The organism is Streptomyces sp. TLI_185 (assembly GCF_003814765.1).
In the GTDB taxonomy this organism is placed as follows: Bacteria; Actinomycetota; Actinomycetes; order Streptomycetales; family Streptomycetaceae; genus Streptomyces.
Window position 1 is genome coordinate 7,214,917 of sequence record NZ_RKRB01000001.1, and the last position, 19,865, is coordinate 7,234,781.

General features: G+C 69.1%; 19 protein-coding genes and 1 riboswitch. Of the genes, 11 read left to right on the top strand and 8 right to left on the bottom strand.

Translation table 11 applies throughout. The features are described from left to right. Positions 1-42: 42 nt before the first annotated feature. From pyrH to EDD92_RS33455, 4 genes are all read left to right on the top strand, one after another. Positions 43-804 (top strand): UMP kinase, encoded by a 762-nt coding sequence (gene pyrH / locus EDD92_RS33430; RefSeq protein ID WP_123967753.1) that lies wholly within the window; start codon positions 43-45, stop codon positions 802-804. A 144-nt stretch (positions 805-948) separates the two neighbouring features. Next, on the top strand, positions 949-1,506 hold the full coding sequence (frr, locus tag EDD92_RS33435; RefSeq protein WP_030943211.1) for a ribosome recycling factor: 558 nt from the start codon (positions 949-951) through the stop codon (positions 1,504-1,506). A 140-nt stretch (positions 1,507-1,646) separates the two neighbouring features. Further along, a complete protein-coding gene (locus tag EDD92_RS33440) occupies positions 1,647-2,642 on the top strand; it encodes a phosphatidate cytidylyltransferase (RefSeq protein WP_185124208.1) in 996 nt (331 codons plus the stop codon). A gap of 395 nt (positions 2,643-3,037) precedes the next feature. Further along, positions 3,038-3,487: an SRPBCC family protein gene (locus tag EDD92_RS33455; protein ID WP_123967755.1), complete on the top strand. Its 450-nt coding sequence runs from the start codon at positions 3,038-3,040 to the stop codon at positions 3,485-3,487. A gap of 344 nt (positions 3,488-3,831) precedes the next feature. On the opposite strand, the gene EDD92_RS33460 is transcribed toward EDD92_RS33455, so the two are convergent. Then, complete coding sequence (locus EDD92_RS33460; protein ID WP_123967756.1) at positions 3,832-4,086, bottom strand: hypothetical protein; 255 nt, start codon at positions 4,084-4,086, stop codon at positions 3,832-3,834. Positions 4,087-4,717: 631 nt separating this feature from the next. Between EDD92_RS33460 and EDD92_RS33465 the strand changes: the two genes are divergently transcribed. The 6 genes from EDD92_RS33465 (at position 4,718) to EDD92_RS33490 (ending at position 11,368) form a co-directional block, all read left to right on the top strand. After that, positions 4,718-5,020 (top strand): hypothetical protein, encoded by a 303-nt coding sequence (locus EDD92_RS33465; RefSeq protein ID WP_123967757.1) that lies wholly within the window; start codon positions 4,718-4,720, stop codon positions 5,018-5,020. 465 nt (positions 5,021-5,485) lie between these two features. Continuing rightward, a complete protein-coding gene (rlmN, locus tag EDD92_RS33470; protein ID WP_030943230.1) occupies positions 5,486-6,592 on the top strand; it encodes a 23S rRNA (adenine(2503)-C(2))-methyltransferase RlmN in 1,107 nt (368 codons plus the stop codon). Between the two features lie 23 nt (positions 6,593-6,615). Continuing rightward, positions 6,616-6,723: riboswitch (TPP riboswitch) on the top strand. Between the two features lie 88 nt (positions 6,724-6,811). Then, positions 6,812-7,888, top strand: coding sequence for a thiamine ABC transporter substrate binding subunit (locus EDD92_RS33475; RefSeq protein ID WP_123967758.1), 1,077 nt, complete (start codon positions 6,812-6,814; stop codon positions 7,886-7,888). 44 nt (positions 7,889-7,932) lie between these two features. After that, positions 7,933-9,534 carry an iron ABC transporter permease gene (locus tag EDD92_RS33480; RefSeq protein WP_123970663.1) on the top strand — a complete coding sequence of 534 codons (1,602 nt, stop codon included), beginning with the start codon at positions 7,933-7,935 and terminating at the stop codon, positions 9,532-9,534. Next, on the top strand, positions 9,535-10,554 hold the full coding sequence (locus EDD92_RS33485) for an ABC transporter ATP-binding protein (protein WP_123967759.1): 1,020 nt from the start codon (positions 9,535-9,537) through the stop codon (positions 10,552-10,554). Positions 10,555-10,579: 25 nt separating this feature from the next. Further along, positions 10,580-11,368 (top strand): maleylpyruvate isomerase family mycothiol-dependent enzyme, encoded by a 789-nt coding sequence (locus tag EDD92_RS33490; protein ID WP_123967760.1) that lies wholly within the window; start codon positions 10,580-10,582, stop codon positions 11,366-11,368. Positions 11,369-11,444: 76 nt separating this feature from the next. On the opposite strand, the gene EDD92_RS33495 is transcribed toward EDD92_RS33490, so the two are convergent. The 7 genes from EDD92_RS33495 to EDD92_RS52190 all read right to left on the bottom strand — a co-directional run bounded on the left by EDD92_RS33495 (position 11,445) and on the right by EDD92_RS52190 (position 18,177). Continuing rightward, positions 11,445-12,137, bottom strand: coding sequence for an LAETG motif-containing sortase-dependent surface protein (locus EDD92_RS33495; RefSeq protein WP_123967761.1), 693 nt, complete (start codon positions 12,135-12,137; stop codon positions 11,445-11,447). Positions 12,138-12,298: 161 nt separating this feature from the next. Then, the gene (locus tag EDD92_RS33500; protein WP_123967762.1) at positions 12,299-13,420 is read right to left on the bottom strand and encodes an LOG family protein; all 1,122 of its coding nucleotides are present in this window, start codon (positions 13,418-13,420) and stop codon (positions 12,299-12,301) included. Positions 13,421-13,458: 38 nt separating this feature from the next. Then, positions 13,459-13,866 carry a VOC family protein gene (locus EDD92_RS33505; protein ID WP_123967763.1) on the bottom strand — a complete coding sequence of 136 codons (408 nt, stop codon included), beginning with the start codon at positions 13,864-13,866 and terminating at the stop codon, positions 13,459-13,461. 95 nt (positions 13,867-13,961) lie between these two features. Beyond that, the gene (locus EDD92_RS33510; RefSeq protein WP_123967764.1) at positions 13,962-15,362 is read right to left on the bottom strand and encodes a hypothetical protein; all 1,401 of its coding nucleotides are present in this window, start codon (positions 15,360-15,362) and stop codon (positions 13,962-13,964) included. Next, positions 15,344-16,084 carry an ABC transporter ATP-binding protein gene (locus EDD92_RS33515; protein WP_123967765.1) on the bottom strand — a complete coding sequence of 247 codons (741 nt, stop codon included), beginning with the start codon at positions 16,082-16,084 and terminating at the stop codon, positions 15,344-15,346. Before EDD92_RS33515 ends, EDD92_RS33510 begins: the two co-directional genes overlap by 19 nt. Before the next feature lie 207 nt (positions 16,085-16,291). Continuing rightward, on the bottom strand, positions 16,292-17,656 hold the full coding sequence (locus tag EDD92_RS33520; RefSeq protein WP_123967766.1) for an aspartate aminotransferase family protein: 1,365 nt from the start codon (positions 17,654-17,656) through the stop codon (positions 16,292-16,294). A gap of 2 nt (positions 17,657-17,658) precedes the next feature. Further along, a complete protein-coding gene (locus tag EDD92_RS52190) occupies positions 17,659-18,177 on the bottom strand; it encodes an Lrp/AsnC family transcriptional regulator (RefSeq protein WP_123967767.1) in 519 nt (172 codons plus the stop codon). Between the two features lie 179 nt (positions 18,178-18,356). Between EDD92_RS52190 and EDD92_RS33530 the strand changes: the two genes are divergently transcribed. Next, on the top strand, positions 18,357-19,796 hold the full coding sequence (locus tag EDD92_RS33530) for a gamma-aminobutyraldehyde dehydrogenase (RefSeq protein WP_030943270.1): 1,440 nt from the start codon (positions 18,357-18,359) through the stop codon (positions 19,794-19,796). The last annotated feature ends 69 nt before the right edge of the window (positions 19,797-19,865 follow it).

Genomic DNA, 19,865 nt, shown 5'->3' on the forward strand with positions numbered 1-19,865 from the left:
GCCTTCTTCGTATGTGCAACACGTGAAAGAGGCGGGATCTCCATGACCACCACCAAGCCCCAGAAGAGCGACGACGGCAAAGTACGCGGCCGGTATCTGCTGAAGCTGTCCGGCGAGGCCTTCTCCGGTGGCGGGGGCCTGGGTGTGGACCCCGACGTGGTGCACAAGATCGCCCGCGAGATCGCGGCCGTCGTGCGTGACGGGGCGCAGGTCGCGGTCGTCATCGGCGGCGGCAACTTCTTTCGCGGCGCCGAGCTCCAGCAGCGCGGCATGGACCGGGCCCGCTCCGACTACATGGGCATGCTCGGCACCGTGATGAACTGCCTCGCCCTCCAGGACTTCCTGGAGAAGGAGGGCATCGACAGCCGGGTGCAGACCGCCATCACCATGGGCCAGGTCGCCGAGCCGTACATCCCGCTGCGCGCGGTGCGCCACCTGGAGAAGGGCCGGGTCGTCATCTTCGGCGCCGGTATGGGCATGCCGTACTTCTCCACCGACACCACCGCCGCGCAGCGTGCCCTGGAGATCGACGCCGAGGCGCTGCTGATGGGCAAGAACGGCGTGGACGGGGTCTACGACTCCGACCCCAAGCGCAACCCGGACGCCGTCAAGTTCGACTCCCTCGGCTACGGCGAGGTCATCACCCGCGACCTCAAGGTCGCCGACGCCACCGCGATCACGCTCTGCCGCGACAACAAGCTCCCGATCCTCGTCTTCGAGCTCCTGGCGGAGGGCAACATCGCCCGCGCCGTCAAGGGTGAGAAGATCGGCACGCTTGTGGGTGACCACGGCAGCCGGGACTGACAGGCAACACCGACGGACCCTGACCGGGGGATGGACAATGTCCTGCCGGTCGGGAACCGTGCAGGAAGAAGACGCGACGCAGCCGGCCGCCGCCCCACCAAGGAACCGCAGCCGGGCCTTACTCAAGACACGCAGGAGCAAGTGGTGATCGAAGAGACCCTCCTCGAGGCCGAGGAGAAGATGGAGAAGGCCGTCGTGGTCGCCAAGGAGGACTTCGCCGCGATCCGCACGGGTCGTGCGCACCCGGCGATGTTCAACAAGATCGTGGCCGACTACTACGGTGCGCCGACGCCGATCAACCAGCTGGCTTCGTTCTCCGTGCCGGAGCCGCGCATGGCGGTGGTGACCCCGTTCGACAAGACGGCGCTGCGCAACATCGAGCAGGCGATCCGCGACTCCGACCTGGGCGTCAACCCGAGCAACGACGGCAACATCATCCGGGTGGTGTTCCCGGAGCTCACCGAGGAGCGCCGCCGCGACTACATCAAGGTCGCCAAGGGCAAGGCCGAGGACGCGCGCGTGTCCATCCGCTCCGTGCGCCGCAAGGCCAAGGACGCCATCGACAAGCTGATCAAGGACGGCGAGGTCGGCGAGGACGAGGGCCGCCGTGCGGAGAAGGAACTCGACGACTCCACCCACAAGTACGTGGCTCAGGTGGACGAGCTCCTGAAGCACAAGGAAGCGGAGCTGCTCGAGGTCTGATGAACGACTCTTCCTGGGGAACGCCGCCCCACACCGGGTCGCAGGCGGGGTACTGGGGGCCGTCCGACCAGGGACCTGTCCAGGGGGCTGCCCCGGCGGGTCCCGCGTACGATGCGCCCAAGGCGCAGCAGACTCGCCCCATGCCCATCGTGCCCGAGGTACCCGCGTACGGCGGTGACCAGGATGACGACCGGGGGGCCGCTCGGCTGAGCGGCCCCTTGTTCCGCGACGAACCCCCTCAGTCGCCGCCCTACCCGGCGGCGCAGCAGAATCCGGAGCCCATGCCCGACGCCCCCCAGCCGGCGCCCCGCCCGCAGAAGAAGAGCGCGGGCCGCGACCTGGGCGCGGCCATAGGGGTCGGTGTCGCGCTCGGTGTGGTGATCATCGCATCGTTGTTCATCGTCAAGGCCGTCTTCGTCGGCGTGATCGCGGTCGCCGTCGTGGTCGGACTGTGGGAGCTGACCAGCCGGCTCCAGGAGCGCAAGGGCATCAAGGCGCCCCTGGTCCCGCTGGCACTCGGCGGCGGAGCGATGGTCGTCGCCGGATACGTGCGGGGCGCCGAGGGCGCGTGGGTCGCCATGGCACTCACGGCGCTTGCCGTCCTCGTATGGCGCATGACGGAGCCGCCGGAGGACTACCTCAAGGACGTCACGGCGGGCGTCTTCGCGGCCTTCTACGTTCCCTTCCTGGCGACGTTCGTGGCGCTGATGCTGACGGCCGAGGACGGCCCGTGGCGCGTACTGACCTTCCTACTCCTCACGGTGGTCAGCGACACGGGCGCGTACGCCGTCGGCTGGCGCTTCGGGAGCCACAAGCTCGCCCCGCGCATCAGCCCCGGCAAGACCCGCGAGGGCCTGCTCGGGGCGGTCACGTTCGCGATGGTGGCGGGCGCGCTCTGCATGCAGTTCCTGATCGACGACGGCGCCTGGTGGCAGGGCCTGCTCCTCGGCCTCGCGGTCGCGGCCAGCGCCACGCTGGGCGACCTCGGCGAGTCGATGATCAAGCGGGACCTGGGCATCAAGGACATGGGCACGCTGCTGCCGGGGCACGGCGGCATCATGGACCGGCTGGACTCGTTGTTGCCGACGGCGCCTGTGGTGTGGCTGCTGATGGTGCTGTTCGTCGGCAGTGGGTGACGCGAGGGCACGGCGCCGCGCCGCGGTAGCGGCAAATGGATACAGCATGGACCGGCTGGACTCGTTGTTGCCGACGGCGCCTGTGGTGTGGCTGCTGATGGTGCTGTTCGTCGGCAGTGGGTGACGCGAGGGCACGGCGCCGCGCCGCGGTAGCGGCAAATGGATACAGCATGGACCGGCTGGACTCGTTGTTGCCGACGGCGCCTGTGGTGTGGCTGCTGATGGTGCTGTTCGTGGGATCCGGCTGACCGGCAGTGACGCGTGGAGCCCCCGCCCTTCCGAGGGCGGGGGCTCCAGGCTTTTCGGAAGGCTTCTCGGACGATGGCGCACCGGTCGGCCGAGTGGGACGATTCCGATGTAAGCCCTCAAAGGGGATCTCCCGAAGAGGAGGCACCATGTCCGCCATCCATGAAGAGTTCGACGTGGACTGCCGTCCTGAGGACGCCTGGGCGTACATCATCGACCCCTCCCACATGCCGGAGTGGCAGCTGAGCGCGGTCGCCACCGAACAGCTCGACGACCGCCCCTTCGGACTCGGATCCCGGGTCCGGGTCACGCGGCACATAGGCCGCCGCGACATTCCGATGACCATGGAGTGCACCCAGTACGAACCGCAGCGCTCCTGGACCGTGCGCGGGATCGACGGCCCTATCAGGGGAAACTTCCACGGCGAGATCACGCCCCTCGACGACGGCCGCCGTACCCACGTCACCATGGACCTGGACTTCGAGGGACACGGCATCGGCAAGGTCCTGCTCCCGCTGGTCGTCCGCCCGCAGGTCCGCAAGGAGATGCCGCGCAACGAGCAGCTGCTCAAGGACAAGCTGGAGCACACCACCGGCTAGGCAGTCCTTGCTGCAGTCGGCGACGGCCGGGTCGAGGCCACCCACGGCCTTGTCGACCTCGCCGTCGCCGGCCTCTTGGGGGCTCGCCTCCACCTGCATTCATGGCGGAGCGGGCTACGCCACGGGATCTGCGAGGCTGGTACAGCCGTGGCTAAGCCCGGGCGAACAGGAATCCGTCGCCGAGGGCGAGCCCTTTACCAGCAGCTTTCTAGCGAATAGGGGGCCTAGCGAATAGAGGGGCCCTACTGGTCTCCCGGGCCGTCACCGGGCCGTGGCGCCGGAAACCGGCGGCCACGACCTCCGGTTCGCGGCATTACACGGCGGCAGGTCAGAGGCCCGGCCCTTCACTTCTTCGGCTTCTGACCGTCTTCCAGTCCCTCAAGCACAACCAAAGTGCCGTCCCGCTCGAACCGCAGCACGCGGGGCCGGGGAATTTCCCGGGCCGAGTCCGGCTCTGGATGAAGCTCTCCGTAGCGCTGATGGTAAAGATCAACCGCTTGGTCGAGCGAGCATCCTTGTGCCTCACGAATCGTCTTCACTGCGAGGATGGTGCGCCCCGCCAGAATGTCGCGATCTACACTCTCCGGCAGTTCTGTCACAGGTCCTCCCCGGTCCGGCATCGCAGTAGAGCAACTGCGGCTCCTCCGGTCAACTGAGTTGAGCAGCCAACCACGGAAGCTCTCAGCCGTGCCCGCTGCATGACCGTCTGACGGGTGCACTACAGGGCCGTACGGGCAACAGCGGGCCGGAAACCCCGAAGGCTCTGGACGGCGCAGCAGGGGGCGCCGCACTGGTCTTCCGAACTGGTGCTTCAGTTCGTCTGATGAGGCATAGCGACACCCAGCCAGAAGAGCAGCGGGCCATGCCGTTCCACTCCGCCGAACAGCATCACATCCACGCCGAGGATGGGGAGAAAAATCCCTCCTGCGGTGTACCACTGTCCTTTGCGTGCCTTTGTTGATCGCCGAAGCCGCGGACCGGCTGAACAGCAGCGAACTACAGCAACTGCCGCGCGCACGAGTGACCGCCACCGTTCCAAGCGGCCCGGTTGACGTGCTCGACAGACCTCAACAACCGCCCTGCCCGTAGTTCGCCCCGACGGCGGGAGCACGGGAAGCGCTTGACCTCGGGCCACAGCACCTGGCATGCGAGCGACATTTGGGCGAGTTAGCATGAGATCACGCCCCCGACCAGTTAATTACTGCTCAAGCGGGAAGACGGAGTCACGCCATGTACATGATGCGCGAGGTCTACCAAGCTGAACGCGGGAAGGCGCCGGAGATTGTGGCGGCGTTCAATACCCTCACCAAGGTGTTTGAAGAGGCCGGGTACACGAACCGGCGAATCTACGTCGATTATGCCGGTCCCATGGATACAGTCGTCTGCCAATGGGAATTCGATAGCCTCGACCAGTACTTCACCTTGGAGCGGTCGTTCTTCGTGAATCCAGACGAGAACGCGCAGTCATTGATCGACGCGTTCAACAACAACGCGGCATCCGGCTACAAGGAGATCTACGAGGTCATCCAGTAGCGGATCACCTGAGCGACAGAAGGCACCGCCATCCGGCTGCCACGCCGTGGACCATCTGTGGACAGAGAAGCGCTCAGCGCTACGGCATGGGCCCATGACCTGCAAGAACCCTCAAGAGTTCAGCTGTTCACGCCGCTCCTCGTCGTGCGCCTCCTGAGTAAGCCGCCATTCCTCCTCGTGCGCCTCCACTGATTCTTCAGCGCGTCGATAGGAGGTCATCGGCCGCCAGCCCTTCGGAGTCTTCATACGTATGGATGGCGTGCCGAACGCCATAGCGTTGCACGCCCACAACCACCAGGTCAGGGTCCGTCTCGACGAGTGGCGGGCAGTTGGCGAGTGATCATCGCTGGGCCGTCTCCGGGCCGTCCTACGCCGCTCGGTGGCAACCAGTGACGACCACCAACGACAAGCGTAGCGAGCGACAGCCGCAGGTCACATGAGTTGATCTGCGACACTGGTACAGCCATGCCTAAGCCCGGAGAACTCACTTTCGTCGCCCCCCGCGGAGCCAAGAAGCCGCCGCGGCACCTTGCCGACCTCACGCCCGCCGAGCGCAAGGAAGCGGTGGCCGAGATCGGCGAGAAGCCGTTTCGTGCCAAGCAGCTCTCGCAGCACTACTTCGCGCGGTACGCGCACGACCCTGCGGAGTGGACCGACATCCCGGCCGGTTCGCGCGGCAAGCTGCAGGAGGCGCTGCTTCCCGAGCTGATGACGGTCGTGCGGCATCTGTCGACCGACCAGGGGACGACACGCAAGACCTTGTGGCGCCTGTTCGACGGGACGCTCGTCGAGTCGGTGCTGATGCGGTACCCGGACCGGGTGACCATGTGCATCAGCTCGCAGGCCGGGTGCGGGATGAACTGTCCGTTCTGTGCCACGGGGCAGGCGGGGCTCGACCGGAATCTGTCCACCGCCGAGATCGTGCACCAGATCGTCGACGGGATGCGGGCGCTGCGGGACGGCGAGGTGCCCGGCGGGCCTGCGCGGCTCTCCAACATCGTCTTCATGGGGATGGGTGAGCCGCTCGCCAACTACAAGCGCGTGGTCGGGGCCGTCCGGGCGCTCACCGATCCCGCCCCCGACGGGCTCGGGCTGTCGCAGCGCGGCATCACCGTGTCGACCGTCGGGCTGGTGCCCGCCATCCACCGGTTCGCCGACGAGGGCTTCAAGTGCCGGCTCGCCATCTCGCTCCACGCACCGGACGACGAGCTGCGCGACACCCTCGTCCCCGTCAACACACGGTGGAAGGTGCGCGAGGTCCTCGACGCCGGGTTCGAGTACGTGGAGAAGAGCGGGCGTCGGCTGAGCATCGAATACGCGCTCATTCGCGACATCAACGACCAGGCCTGGCGCGGTGACCGGCTCGGGCGGCTGCTCCGCGGCAAGCCCGTGCACGTCAACCTCATCCCGCTGAACCCGACCCCCGGCTCCAAGTGGACGGCGTCCCGGCCCGAGGACGAGAAGGCCTTCGTCGAAGCCATCGCCGCACATGGTGTGCCGGTGACCGTCCGGGACACCCGGGGGCAGGAGATCGACGGGGCCTGCGGTCAGCTCGCGGCCACCGAGCGGTAACCTGAGGCCGTACGTACATCTTCATATTCCGACAGGGGAGCGCCACAGCGCTGAGAGTGCGGCAACCGGGCCGCAGACCCTCTGAACCTTGCCCAGGTCATTCTGGGTAGGAAGTTCGGTCTTCACTCGAGCTGTTGCGCCCTGCCCGGGAGCCGGTGGAAATTCTCCGGCGGTCCCGGGCAGGGCCGCGTCTCTTCCTGGTCAGCCAGGAGGAATTCAGTGCACACCAAGACATTCGTGGCCGCCGCGGTCGGTCTCGGCCTGGTCACGCTGTCCGCGTGCGGGTCGTCGTCCGGCAGCGGGGGCTCGACGGACTCCAAGACCGTCACCCTCGTCAGCCACGCCTCGTGGAAGATCTCGAAGAACGTCCTCGCGGACTTCGAGAAGCAGTCCGGCTACAAGGTCAAGTTCCTCCAGAACGGCGACGCCGGGCAGGCCGTCAACCAGGCCATCCTCACCAAGGACAACCCGCAGGGCGACGTCTTCTTCGGCGTCGACAACACCCTGCTCTCCCGGGCGCTCGACAACGGGCTGTTCCAGTCCTACGAGGCGAAGGGCGCGGGCCGGATCCAGGCGCAGTACCGGGTCGACCAGGCCAAGCACCGGGTCACTCCCATCGACTCCGGTGACATCTGCGTCAACTACGACAAGGCGTACTTCAGCAAGCACAAGCTGACCCCGCCCCAGTCGTTCGACGATCTCGTCAAGCCCGCCTACAAGAACCTCCTCGTCACCGAGAACGCCGCCACCTCCTCGCCCGGCCTCGGCTTCCTGCTCGGCACCGCCGCCAAGTACGGCGACGCCGGCTGGCAGGGCTACTGGAAGAAGCTCAAGGCGAACGGCGTGAAGGTCGTCGACGGCTGGGAGCAGGCCTACAACAACGAGTTCTCCGGGTCGGCGGGCGGCAAGAAGGCCAAGGCGGACCGGCCGCTCGTCGTCTCCTACGCCTCCTCGCCGCCCGCCGAGGTCATCTACGGCGACCCGAAGCCGAAGACCGCGCCGACCGGCACGGCGTACGGCACGTGCTTCCGGCAGATCGAGTACGCGGGGCTGCTCAGCAACGCCGGGAACCCCAAGGGCGGAAAGGCGTTCATCGACTTCCTGGTCGGCAAGGAGTTCCAGGAGGACATGCCGCTCAACATGTTCGTCTACCCGGTGATCGAGGGCGCCCAGGTGCCGCCGGAGTTCGTGAAGTACGGGCAGCCGGCCAAGGACCCCGAGACCATGGCCCCGACCAGGATCGCCGCCAACCGTGACCAGTGGGTCAAGTCGTGGACGTCACTCGTACTGAAGTAGCCGTCCGCAGAAGGCGTACGGGGAGCGCGGTGCGGCTCGGCCTGATGGCCGTGCCCGTCGCGTTCTTCGCCGCCTTCTTCGCCTGGCCCGTCGCCGCGATCGTGGCGCGCGGGCTCAAGGTGGATGGGGTGTGGCGGTTCGGGCGGATCGTGGACGTCGTCGCGCAGTCCGACATCCGGCACGTGCTGTGGTTCACCACCTGGCAGGCGCTCGCCTCCACCGCGCTCACGCTGCTGGTCGCGCTCCCCGGCGCGTATGTCTTCGCGCGCCTCGATTTTCCCGGCAAGCAGGTGCTGCGCGCCGTCGTCACCGTCCCCTTCGTGCTGCCGACGGTCGTCGTCGGTACGGCGTTCCTGGCGCTCGTCGGGCGCGGGGGACTGCTCGACGAGCTGTGGGGCGTACGGCTGGACACCACCGTCTGGGCCATCCTGCTGGCGCACGTCTTCTTCAACTACGCCGTCGTCGTACGGACCGTCGGCGGTCTGTGGGGGCAGCTCGACCCGCGTCAGGAGGAGGCGGCGCGGATGCTGGGCGCCTCTCCGTTCAGGGCCTGGCGGAAGGTGACCCTGCCGGCGCTCGCGCCCGCCGTCGCCGCCGCCGCGCTGATGGTCTTTCTGTTCACCTTCACCTCCTTCGGCGTGGTGCAGATCCTCGGCGGCCCGACCTTCTCCACCCTCGAAGTGGAGATCTACCGGCAGACTTCGGACATCTTCGACCTGTCCACCGCCGCCGTGCTGACGATCATCCAGTTCGTCGCCGTCGGCGCGATCCTCGCCGTGCACGCCTGGACCGTACGGCGGCGGGAGAGCGCCCTGCGGCTGGTGGACGCGAACGTCACGGCGCGGCGGCCGCGCGGGGCCGGGCAGTGGGCGCTGCTGGCCGGGGTCCTCGGCACCGTCGCCGTCCTGCTCGTGCTGCCTCTCGCCGTACTGGTGCAGCGGTCCCTCGGCGCCTCCGGCTTCGGCTACTACCGGGCGCTCACGCACGACGACAGCGGGACCTTCCTCGTGCCGCCGATCCAGGCCATCGGCAACTCGCTCCAGTACGCCCTCGCCGCGACCGCCATCGCCGTGGCGATCGGCGGTCTGGCCGCCGCGGCGCTCGCACGCCGGGACGCGGGCCGGCTGGTCCGTGGCTTCGACGCACTGCTGATGCTGCCGCTGGGCGTCTCCGCCGTGACGGTCGGCTTCGGGTTCCTGATCGCGCTGGACAAGCCGCCGCTGGATCTGCGCAGTTCGTGGATTCTGGTGCCGCTCGCGCAGGCGCTGGTGGGCGCCCCCTTCGTCGTACGGACGATGCTGCCCGTGCTGCGGGCCGTGGACGCACGGCTGAGGGAGGCGGCGGCCGTGCTCGGGGCGTCGCCCTGGCGGGTGTGGCGGGAGGTCGATCTGCCGATGGTGCGGCGGGCGCTGCTGGTCGCGGCCGGGTTCGCGTTCGCGGTGTCACTGGGGGAGTTCGGGGCGACCGTGTTCATCGCGCGGCCCGACAATCCGACGCTGCCGGTCGCCGTGGCGCGGCTGCTCGGCCGGCCGGGCGATCTCAACTACGGGCAGGCGATGGCCCTTTCGACGATTCTGATGGTGGTGTGCGCGGTGGCGCTGCTGATCCTGGAGCGGCTGCGCACCGACCGGAGCGGGGAGTTCTAGATGCTGCTGAGCCTTGAGGACGCGACCGTGCGGTTCGGTGGGCGGGCCGTGCTCGACGCCGTCGGCCTCGATGTCGCCGAACACGAGATCGTGTGCGTGCTCGGGCCCAGCGGCAGCGGCAAGTCGACCCTGCTGCGGGCGGTGGCGGGGCTCCAGCCTCTGGACGGCGGGCGGGTGCTGCTCGGCGGGCGGGACCAGGCGGCGGTGCCCGCGCACAAGCGGGAGGTGGGCCTGATGTTCCAGGACCATCAGCTGTTCCCGCAGCGGGACGTCGGCGGCAACGTCGCCTTCGGGCTGCGCATGCACGGCGCCACGCGCCCTCGACAGGACGAGCGAGTACGGGAGTTGCTCGACCTCGTCGGGCTGCCGGGCGCCGCACGCCGGGCCGTCGCCTCGCTCTCCGGCGGTGAGCAGCAGCGCGTCGCGCTGGCCCGTGCGCTCGCGCCCCGGCCGCGGCTGCTGATGCTGGACGAGCCGCTCGGCCAGCTCGACCGCTCGCTGCGGGAGCGACTGGTCGTCGAACTACGGGAACTCTTCGGGCAGTTGGGCACCACGGTCCTCGCCGTGACGCACGACCAGGGCGAGGCCTTCGCGCTCGCCGACCGGGTCGTGGTGATGCGGGACGGGCGGATCGCCCAGTCCGGTACGCCACTGGAGGTGTGGCAGCGTCCCGCGGACGAGTTCGTGGCCCGGTTCCTCGGCTTCGACAACGTGGTCGAGGGGATGGTGAGCGGCGAGGCCGCGGACACCCCCTGGGGCAAGCTGCCGGTCGGACAGGACGCCCCGCAGGGCACGCGCACACTGCTCGTGCGGCCCGCCGGTGTCCGGCTCGTCCCCGCCGACGAGGGCCTGCGCTGCACGGTGGTCGCACGCACCTTCAAGGGCACCCATGTCGCCGTACAGGTGCAGCCGGAGGAGGCGCCGCGGATCGAGGCGGCGGTGGCGCTGCGGGAGGCGCCGGAGGTCGGGGACGCGGTCGGGGTGGAGTTCGACGGGGCGGAAATCGTGGTGCTCGGCTGAGGGGTTGCCGCATAGGGTGCGCGTGATGACACTACTTACGCATGATCGCTACTGCGATGAAATCGCCCATCAGGTGGAGCAGCTGAGGGCGGTGGTGACGAGCGGCGCCGATCTGACCGCGACCGTGCCGACCTGCCCCGACTGGACCCTGGAGATGCTCGTTCTGCACATGGGCGGAGCACTGCGCTGGTCGGGGACGCTGGTGCGGACCCGGGCGCAGGAGAACATCCCCGACGAGGACGTGCCGCGCGGCGACGGCCCCGAGACCCCCGGTGACGCCGCCGCCCTCGACGCCTGGCTGGCGGAGGCCGGCGAGCTGGTCGTGGGCGCGCTGCGTGAGGCCGGGCCCGACGCGAAGGTGTGGGGCTGGGCAGGACCCCAGACCGCCGGCTTCTGGGCCCGCCGCATGGCCCACGAGATCACCGTGCACCGCGCCGACGCCACGCTTGCGGCGGGATTGCCGTACGACGTGGCCCCCGACATTGCCGCAGACGCGATCGACGAGTGGCTGCAGATCGTGGAGTGGGTGGGGGAGCGTGAGGGGAAGGAAGCGCCGATCGGCGCCGGAAGCAGCATTCACCTCCATGCCACGGACACCACGCCGGAGCTGGATGCCGAGTGGGTGATCGAGGGCACCGAGGAGGGCTTCGGCTGGCGCCGCGGCCACGAGAAGGCGACCGTCGCCCTGCGCGGGCCGCTCACCTCGCTGCTCCTCGCGTTCTACACCCGACTGCCCCTGGACAGCCCGGAGTTGGAGATCCTCGGCGAGCGGAAGCTGCTGGAGTCCTGGCTGGAGCGGGCGACCTTCGGGTGACAGCCTCTTTCTGAACGACTGTGGCCCGTCCCCCGGAGATGAGGGGACGGGCCACAGTGCTGTTCTGTCGGAGGCGTCAGCGGCCGCTGTTCGCCCCACGACGGCGCATGCCGAAGAAGACGGCGCCGCCGCCGATCACGACCAGCGCGCCCGCGATGCCCGCGATCAGGCCGGTGTTGGAGTTCGCACCGGTCTCGGCGAGGTTCGAGTCACCGGCCGCCGGGGACGGGGCGTTGGACGAGGTGTCCGCCGGGGGGGTGCTGTCCGAGGCCGACGGGGTCGGGCTCGGGGACTCGGCCGGAGTCGAGGCGGACTCCGACGGCGACGGGGTCGCAGGCGGGGTCGACTCGTCCTTCGAGCAGCCTTCGGACGGGGTCTTCAGGTTGCCCTGGATGTCCTTGTCGACGATCAGGTGGTCCTTGTCCTTCCCGGCCGCGACATGGATGCGGTACTCGGCGTCCGCAGCCCAGTCCTCGTTGAACGTGATGGTGACACCCTCGCGGGAACCGGTGACGTCCTGCTCGCCGACCTGCTTCGCGTCGGCGCCGTTGTTCTCGAGGAACACGGTGATGGTCGCCGGGGTACCGGAGGCGTCCTTGTCGGTGACGGTGATGACGCCCTTGCTGCCGTCGCACTTGGCTTCGGCGGAGAACTCACTGATGTTGCAGGCGAGCGCGCTGCCCGCGGCGCTCAGCGCGAGCGCGGAGGACGCGGCGGCGACGCCCAGGATCTGCACGGAACGACGTGCGGTACGGCGAGATATGGACACGTTTGCCCTTCACGGAGGTGCAACTGCGGGGGGCTGACGAGGGACGTGAAGCGACAGTGGAGGTGAAGCCTCACACTCCCCAGGAGAAACAAAGGTTTATAAGCGTTCGATAAGGAGTGTCAATGTACAGGCATGCCTGGGGGGTTGGCTTTGCACTCTTATTAACCGCCGAGACGTTTCAGCGCCGCCGGAGCCTCCTCGATCCGGTCAACGAGGGCGATACGGGACTCCATCGAGCGTTCCCGGGCGAGTGACTGCAAGAGGGGCCAGGCCGGCAGGTGCTCCGTCCAGTGCGCCCGGTCGACGAGCACCATGGGCGTCGGTTCGCCGCGCGACTCGTAGTAGTTGGGCGTCGCGTTGTCGAAGATCTCCTGTACGGTCCCGGCGGCGCCCGGCAGGAAGACCACACCGGCGTTGGAGCGGGCCAGCAGTCCGTCCTCGCGGGTGGCGTTGGCGAAGTACTTGGCGATGTGCGAGGCGAAGGGGTTCGGCGGCTCGTGGCCGTAGAACCAGGTGGGGATGCCGATGGAGTGGTTGCCCTTCGGCCAGCGGGTGCGCACCTCGAAGGCGGCCCGCGCCCAGTCGGTGATCGAGGGGACGAAGGAGGGTGACTTCGCGAGGAGTTGGCAGGCCTCTTCCAGCATGTCGTCCTCGTACGGCGCCGCGTAGGCGCCCAGATTCGCCGCCTCCATGGCGCCTGGGCCGCCGCCGGTCGCCACGGTGAACCCGGCGCGGCTCAGCTCATGGCCGAGGCGCGCGGCACCGGCGTAGGCCTCCGTCCCACGGGCCATCGCATGGCCGCCCATCACGCCCACCACCCGTGCGCCGCGCAGCAGTTCGTCGAGGGCGTCGGATATGGAGTCGTCGTGCACGGCACGCAGCATGGAGGCGAATATGTCGCCGTCGGCCTTGGTGCGCTGGAACCAGGCGTAGGCGAGGGCGTCCGGTGTCTGCTCGTACCCCTTCTCCAGGGAGGCGAACAGCTCGTCGGGCTTGTACAGGTGCCCGCGGTAGGGGTCGAAGGGCAGATGCGGGACCGGCGGGAAGACCAGCGCCCCGTCGGCGCGGATCTTCGCCGCCGCGTCCTCGCGCATCGGGCAGCCGAGGAAGACCGCCTCGGCGGTGTCGGTGGTGAGCAACTCCCTTGTACGGTCCGTCAGATCGACGGCCTGTACGCGGTAACCGGCGAGGGTGCCGCGGGCCGACACCGTCGCGTCGAAGTCCTCGAGCGTCTCGATCTCGCGCTCGTCGTGGTGGGCCGCATGGGCCGGGCTCGTCTGCACGGGCCCATGCTAGGCACGCCGTTCGCCGAAGCCGTCGGTCAGCCCTGGACCGCCGCCGGGTCCATCCACACGACCTCCCAGCTGTGGCCGTCGAGGTCGTCGAAGGAACGGCCGTACATGTAGCCGTGGTCCTGGACGTCGGCGTTCGCGGTGCCGCCGGCCGCGACCGCCTTGTCCACCAGCTCGTCGACCTTCTCGCGGCTCTCGGCGCTCAGACAGATCAGCACCTCGCTGGTCTTCCTCGAGTCCGCGATCTCCTTCTTCGTGAAGTCCGCGTACCGCTTCTTGCTCAGCAGCATCGCGATGATGGTGTCGCTGATCACGACACATGTGCAGTCGTCGGTGCTGAACTGCGGGTTGATCGTGTAGCCGAGCTCGGTGAAGAACTTCTTCGACGCGTCGACGTCGTCGGTGGCCAGGTTCACGAAGATCATCTGCTGGTACATGCGGTCTCTCCCATCGGATGCGTGCTGTTCGCAGGGGTAGACCGGGGGCCCGCGCGGAACTCATCGGTGCCTGGGAATTCTGGTCGTACGAGTTTTCAGCGGGCCAGTGGCAGGGCCGCCAGCTCCGCCACGATCAGGGTCAGCGGGACGAACAGGGCGAGCAGTGCGCCCACCCGCAGGGCGGCGGCACTGCGCAGCATCGCGGCGGGGGCGCCGAGGCGCAGCAGGGCTGCCGTCGTGTCGGCCCGGGCGTGCTTGGCCTCCACGGCCGCGGTGAGCAGCGTGGCGACGGTGCAGCCGGACACGAGGAGCGTGCCGAGGGTGGTGAGCGGCCCGAAGACGGGGGCGTTCGTGTCGTACAGGGCGGCCATGGCGTAGGTGCCGGAGGCGACCGCGCAGACGATGCCGAGCGGGCGGCCGATGCGGGTGGCCTCCTCCATGAGGACGCGGCCGGCCAGGAGCCGGAGGGCGCTGGGGCGCGCCGCCTGGAGGAGACGGCCGCACAGATGGGCCAGGCCGGGGCCGGCGAGGGCGAGGCCGAGGGTGGTGAGGACCCAGCCGAGAAGGACCGCGGGGGCGCCGGTGGCAAGGCTGCCGGGGAGGCGGGGGCCGGTCGACGCGCCGGTGGCGTAGGCCTGCACGGCCAGGCCCGCGGTGACGACGGCGACGCCCCAGGGGAGGCCCGCGGGGGCGGTGCCGGGCGCCGGAGGTTGGGGCGGGGAGCCGGGGGCGGGGTTCGGCTGAGCATCGGTCGAGTCGTCGCCCGGGGGTGGCACTGTGGGTGCGGGGTCGCTCGCCCGCGGCGGCGGGGTGCCGCCTGTCTTCGGCCCGCCAGCCGCGTCGGCGGTACGACTGCCCGTGGGCTGGGTGCGGAGGCGTGCGCCGAAGCGGCCGTATGTCCCGAAGGTCTCCCGTGCCACCGTCCGGCCGTATGCCCCGAAACGGCCGTAGTGCCGTGCCACCGCCCGTGCCGCGGCCGGCCTCGCGTCCCGCGGGAGCAGGACCAGCGCCACCGTCGCCGACGCGACCGCCGGGACCAGCGCCAGCAGCGTCAGAGCCGCCGGGACGGGCAGTGGCTGGTCCGCGGCCAGGAACGCCGAGGCCGCGCCGTCGAAGGGGACTCCCGTGAGGTCGCCGCGGAGGTCGAGGAAGACGAGAAGGGCCAGCAGCGAACCCAGCGTGCAGGACAGGGCCGTCGTCGTGGCCGACACCGTCATCAGGCGGAACGGTCCCAGGCCGATGGCTGCGAGGCCGGTGCGGGGTTTCGTGCCGGGGTCGGTGCGGGCCACCGCCACCGCGAATTGGACGGTGGCGGCCAGCGGGGTCAGGCACCAGGCGAGACGGAGGGCCGAGCCGCCGGGGTTCTCCGCATGGCTCATCGCGTAGCCGAGGGCGCACAGCAGGAGGAAGCCCGTGCCGGCCGACGCCACCGCCACCAGGAGGCGGCGCAGCTGTACGGCCGGGTGGGCGCCGCGGGTCAGACGGAGAGCGAGCACGGGGCCCGGCCTTCCGCCTCGGCCACCGGGGGCAGGTGGACCGTGTTCACGCATCTTCCGTCCAGCAGCGACAGCGTGCGGTCGGCGATGGCCGCGGTCTCCGGGTCGTGGGTGGCCACCACGACCGTGATGCCGTGCGAGCGGGCCGCCGTGGTGAGCGTGCGCAGGACGTGCGCGCGGTCGGCGCGGTGCAGGGGGGCCGTGGGCTCGTCGGCGAAGAGGACGGTGGGGCCCTGGGCGAGGGCCCGGGCGATCGACACGCGCTGCCGCTCGGCCTGCTTCATCTCGTGCGGGCGCCGACGGGACAGGTCGCCGACGTCGAGGCGTTCGAGCCACTCCAGGGCTGCCGTCCGAGCGCGCTCGCGGCTGGTGCCGCGCAGCATCAGCGGCAGGGCGGCGTTCTCCCAGGCGTTCAGTTCGGGTACGAGCACGGGGGCCGGGTCGATCCAGCCGAAGCGGTCGCGGCGCAGACGCTCCCGGGCCGGCTGGGCCAGGGTGTGGACCGGCACGCTGTTGAACCAGACCTCGCCGCGCTGAGCCGTCACCAGGCCGGACAGACAGCGCAGCAGGGTCGTCTTCCCGCTGCCCCGGGGGCCGCTGACGGCGAGGATCTCGCCCTCCCGGACACCGAACGAGACGCCGCTGAGCGCGGGCGAGCCGTCACTGTGCTGGAAGTGCAGTGAGCGTGCCCAGAGCACGTCGTTGTCCGGCGGGGCCTCCATGGGCGTACACCTCGGTTCGGATCTGTGGTTCCCGTGATCTTTGTTCCCCCGTGCGGGGGAACGAGGACAGGGCCGATCGGTTACCAGGCACGCTAAGGAGCGGCGGCGCCGACGCCGGACAGCACGCGGCCCGGTGCGCACCCTTCTCACTCGTACGGGTGCACCCCGGGCCCAGGGCCTGTGCTGAGCGGCTGAACCGCCGGAGGGCTAGAGCTTCGTCCACGCCTCCGTCAGCGTGCCGCGCAGGATCTGCTCGATCTCGTCGAAGGTCTCCTGGTTGGAGATCAGCGGCGGGGCGAGCTGGATCACCGGGTCGCCACGGTCGTCGGCACGGCAGTACAGGCCGTTGTCGAACAGGGCCTTGGAGAGGAAGCCGTACAGGACGCGCTCGGTCTCCTCGTCGTTGAAGGACTCCTTGGTGTGCTTGTCCTTCACCAGCTCGATGCCGTAGAAGAAGCCGTTGCCGCGGACATCTCCGACGATCGGCAGGTCGTGCAGCTTCTCCAGGGTCGCGCGGAACGCGCCCTCGTTGTCCAGCACGTGCTGGTTGAGGCCCTCGCGCTCGAACAGGTCGAGGTTGGCGAGGCCCACCGCGGCCGAGACCGGGTGGCCGCCGAAGGTGTAGCCGTGCAGGAAGACGTTGTCCTCCTTGTAGAACGGCTCGGCGAGGCGGTCGGAGATGATGCACGCGCCGATCGGGGAGTAGCCCGAGGTCATGCCCTTGGCGCAGGTGATCATGTCCGGGACGTAGCCGAACTTGTCGCAGGCGAACGTCGTGCCCAGGCGGCCGAAGGCACAGATGACCTCGTCCGACACCAGCAGCACGTCGTACTGGTCGCAGATCTCGCGCACCCGCTGGAAGTAGCCGGGCGGGGGCGGGAAGCAGCCGCCCGCGTTCTGGACCGGCTCCAGGAAGACCGCGGCGACCGTGTCCGGGCCCTCGAAGAGGATCTGCTGCTCGATCTGGTCGGCGGCCCAGCGGCCGAAGGCCTCCGGGTCGTCGCCGAAGAGCGGGGCGCGGTAGATGTTGGTGTTCGGGACCTTGTGCGCGCCCGGGACCAGCGGCTCGAAGGGGGCCTTCAGAGCCGGCAGGCCGGTGATCGACAGGGCGCCCTGCGGGGTGCCGTGGTAGGCGACCGCGCGGGAGATGACCTTGTACTTGGTGGGCTTGCCGGTGAGCTTGAAGTACTGCTTGGCGAGCTTCCAGGCGGTCTCGACCGCCTCGCCTCCGCCGGTGGTGAAGAAGACCTTGTTCAGGTCGCCCGGGGCCTGGTCGGCGAGGCGCTCGGCCAGCTCCACGGCCTTCGGGTGGGCGTAGGACCACACCGGGAAGAACGCCAGCTCCTGGGCCTGCTTGAAGGCGGTCTCGGCGAGCTCCGTGCGGCCGTGACCGGCCTGGACCACGAACAGACCCGCGAGACCGTCGAGGTAGCGCTTGCCCTTGTCGTCGTAGATGTAGGTGCCCTCGCCGCGCACGATCGTCGGGACGGGGGAGTGCTCGTACGAGGACATGCGGGTGAAGTGCATCCACAGGTGGTCGTACGCGGTCTTGCTGAGGTCCTTCTGGCTCACGGTTATCGGGTTCCCCACATGTAGGTCTGCTTCTTCAGCTTCAGGTAGACGAAGCTTTCGGTGGAGCGCACGCCGGGCAGCGCCCGGATGCGTTTGTTGATGACGTCCAGCAGGTGGTCGTCGTCCTCGCAGACAACCTCCGCGAGGATGTCGAACGAGCCCGCGGTCATCACCACGTACTCGACTTCCGACATGTCAGTCAGCGCCTCGGCGATCTTCTCCACGTCGCCCTCCACGTTGACACCGACCATCGCCTGCCGGCGGAAGCCCACGGTGAGCGGGTCCGTGACGGCGACGATCTGCATCACGCCCTGGTCGAGCAGCTTCTGGACGCGCTGGCGTACGGCCGCCTCGGACAGGCCCACGGCCTTGCCGATCGCGGCGTACGGCCGGCGGCCGTCCTCCTGGAGCTGTTCGATGATGGCGAGGGAGACGGCATCCAGATGGGGAGTGCCGTTCCTGGGCTCGCGGGACGAGTCCCTTTGCTCTGCGCTTCGACTGGCCACGACCTCACTGTGCACGACGTCTCGACGGTTCCGCAAGGGCAGACCGATGAAATTCGTTGTTTACGTGACTGAGACCTGCGGATTTCGCAGCCTTGATGCGACTGGGGGTGTTGAAAACGTGGGAGTGCCGATTAGGGTGGGTGTCTCAGTCATTGGACAGCCGAAACAGATTCAGAACTGACAGGAGGCCGGCAGTGAGCACCGAGCTGCGTCGTCTGCGCAACTACATCAACGGTGAGTTCCGGGACGCCGCCGACGGACGGACCACCGAGGTGGTCAACCCCGCGACGGGCGAGGCGTACGCAACCGCGCCGCTGTCCGGCCAGGCGGATGTGGACGCCGCGATGGCGGCCGCCGCCGCGGCCTTCCCTGCCTGGCGCGACACCACCCCCGCCGAGCGGCAGAAGGCCCTGCTGAAGATCGCGGACGCGTTCGAGGAGCGGGCCGAGGAGCTCATTGCGGCCGAGGTGGAGAACACCGGCAAGCCGATCGGGCTCACGCGGTCCGAGGAGATCCCGCCCATGGTCGACCAGATCCGCTTCTTCGCGGGCGCGGCCCGGATGCTGGAGGGCCGGTCGGCCGGTGAGTACATGGACGGGATGACGTCCATCATCCGCCGCGAGCCGGTCGGCGTGTGTGCGCAGGTCGCGCCGTGGAACTACCCGATGATGATGGCCGTGTGGAAGTTCGCCCCGGCGATCGCGGCGGGCAACACGGTCGTCCTGAAGCCCTCGGACACCACCCCCGCCTCGACCGTCCTGATCGCCGACATCATCGGGTCGATCCTGCCCAAGGGCGTCTTCAACGTCATCACCGGCGACCGCGACACCGGCCGGCTGATGGTCGAGCACCCGACCCCGGCGATGGCCTCCATCACCGGTTCGGTGCGGGCCGGTATGTCGGTCGCCGAGTCGGCGTCCAAGGACCTCAAGCGGGTCCACCTGGAGCTGGGCGGCAAGGCGCCGGTCGTCGTCTTCGAGGACACCGACATCGCCAAGGCCGTGGAGGACATCTCGGTCGCGGGCTTCTTCAACGCCGGCCAGGACTGTACGGCCGCGACCCGCGTCCTCGTCCAGGAAGGCATCCACGACGAGTTCGTGGCCGCGCTGGCCAAGGCGGCCGCCGAGACGAAGACCGGACAGCCGGACGACGAGGACGTGCTGTTCGGCCCGCTCAACAACCCCAACCAGCTCAAGCAGGTCACCGGCTTCATCGAGCGGCTGCCCGCGCACGCCAAGGTCGAGGCCGGCGGCCACCAGGTCGGCGAGAAGGGATACTTCTACGCCCCGACCGTCGTCTCCGGGCTGAAGCAGGACGACGAGATCATCCAGAAGGAGGTCTTCGGTCCCGTCATCACCGTCCAGTCCTTCACGGACGAGGACCAGGCCGTGGAGTGGGCCAACGGCGTCGAGTACGCGCTCGCCTCGTCGGTGTGGACCAAGGACCACGGCCGTGCGATGCGGATGTCGAAGAAGCTGGACTTCGGCTGCGTGTGGATCAACACGCACATCCCGCTGGTCGCGGAGATGCCGCACGGCGGGTTCAAGAAGTCCGGGTACGGCAAGGACCTGTCGGGCTACGGGTTCGAGGACTACACGCGGATCAAGCACGTGATGACGTCGCTGGACGCCTAGTCCCTACGACGTGACACGCGGCCCCGGGCGGATCAAGTACCGTCCGGGGCCGCGCCGTTCCCCCTCCGC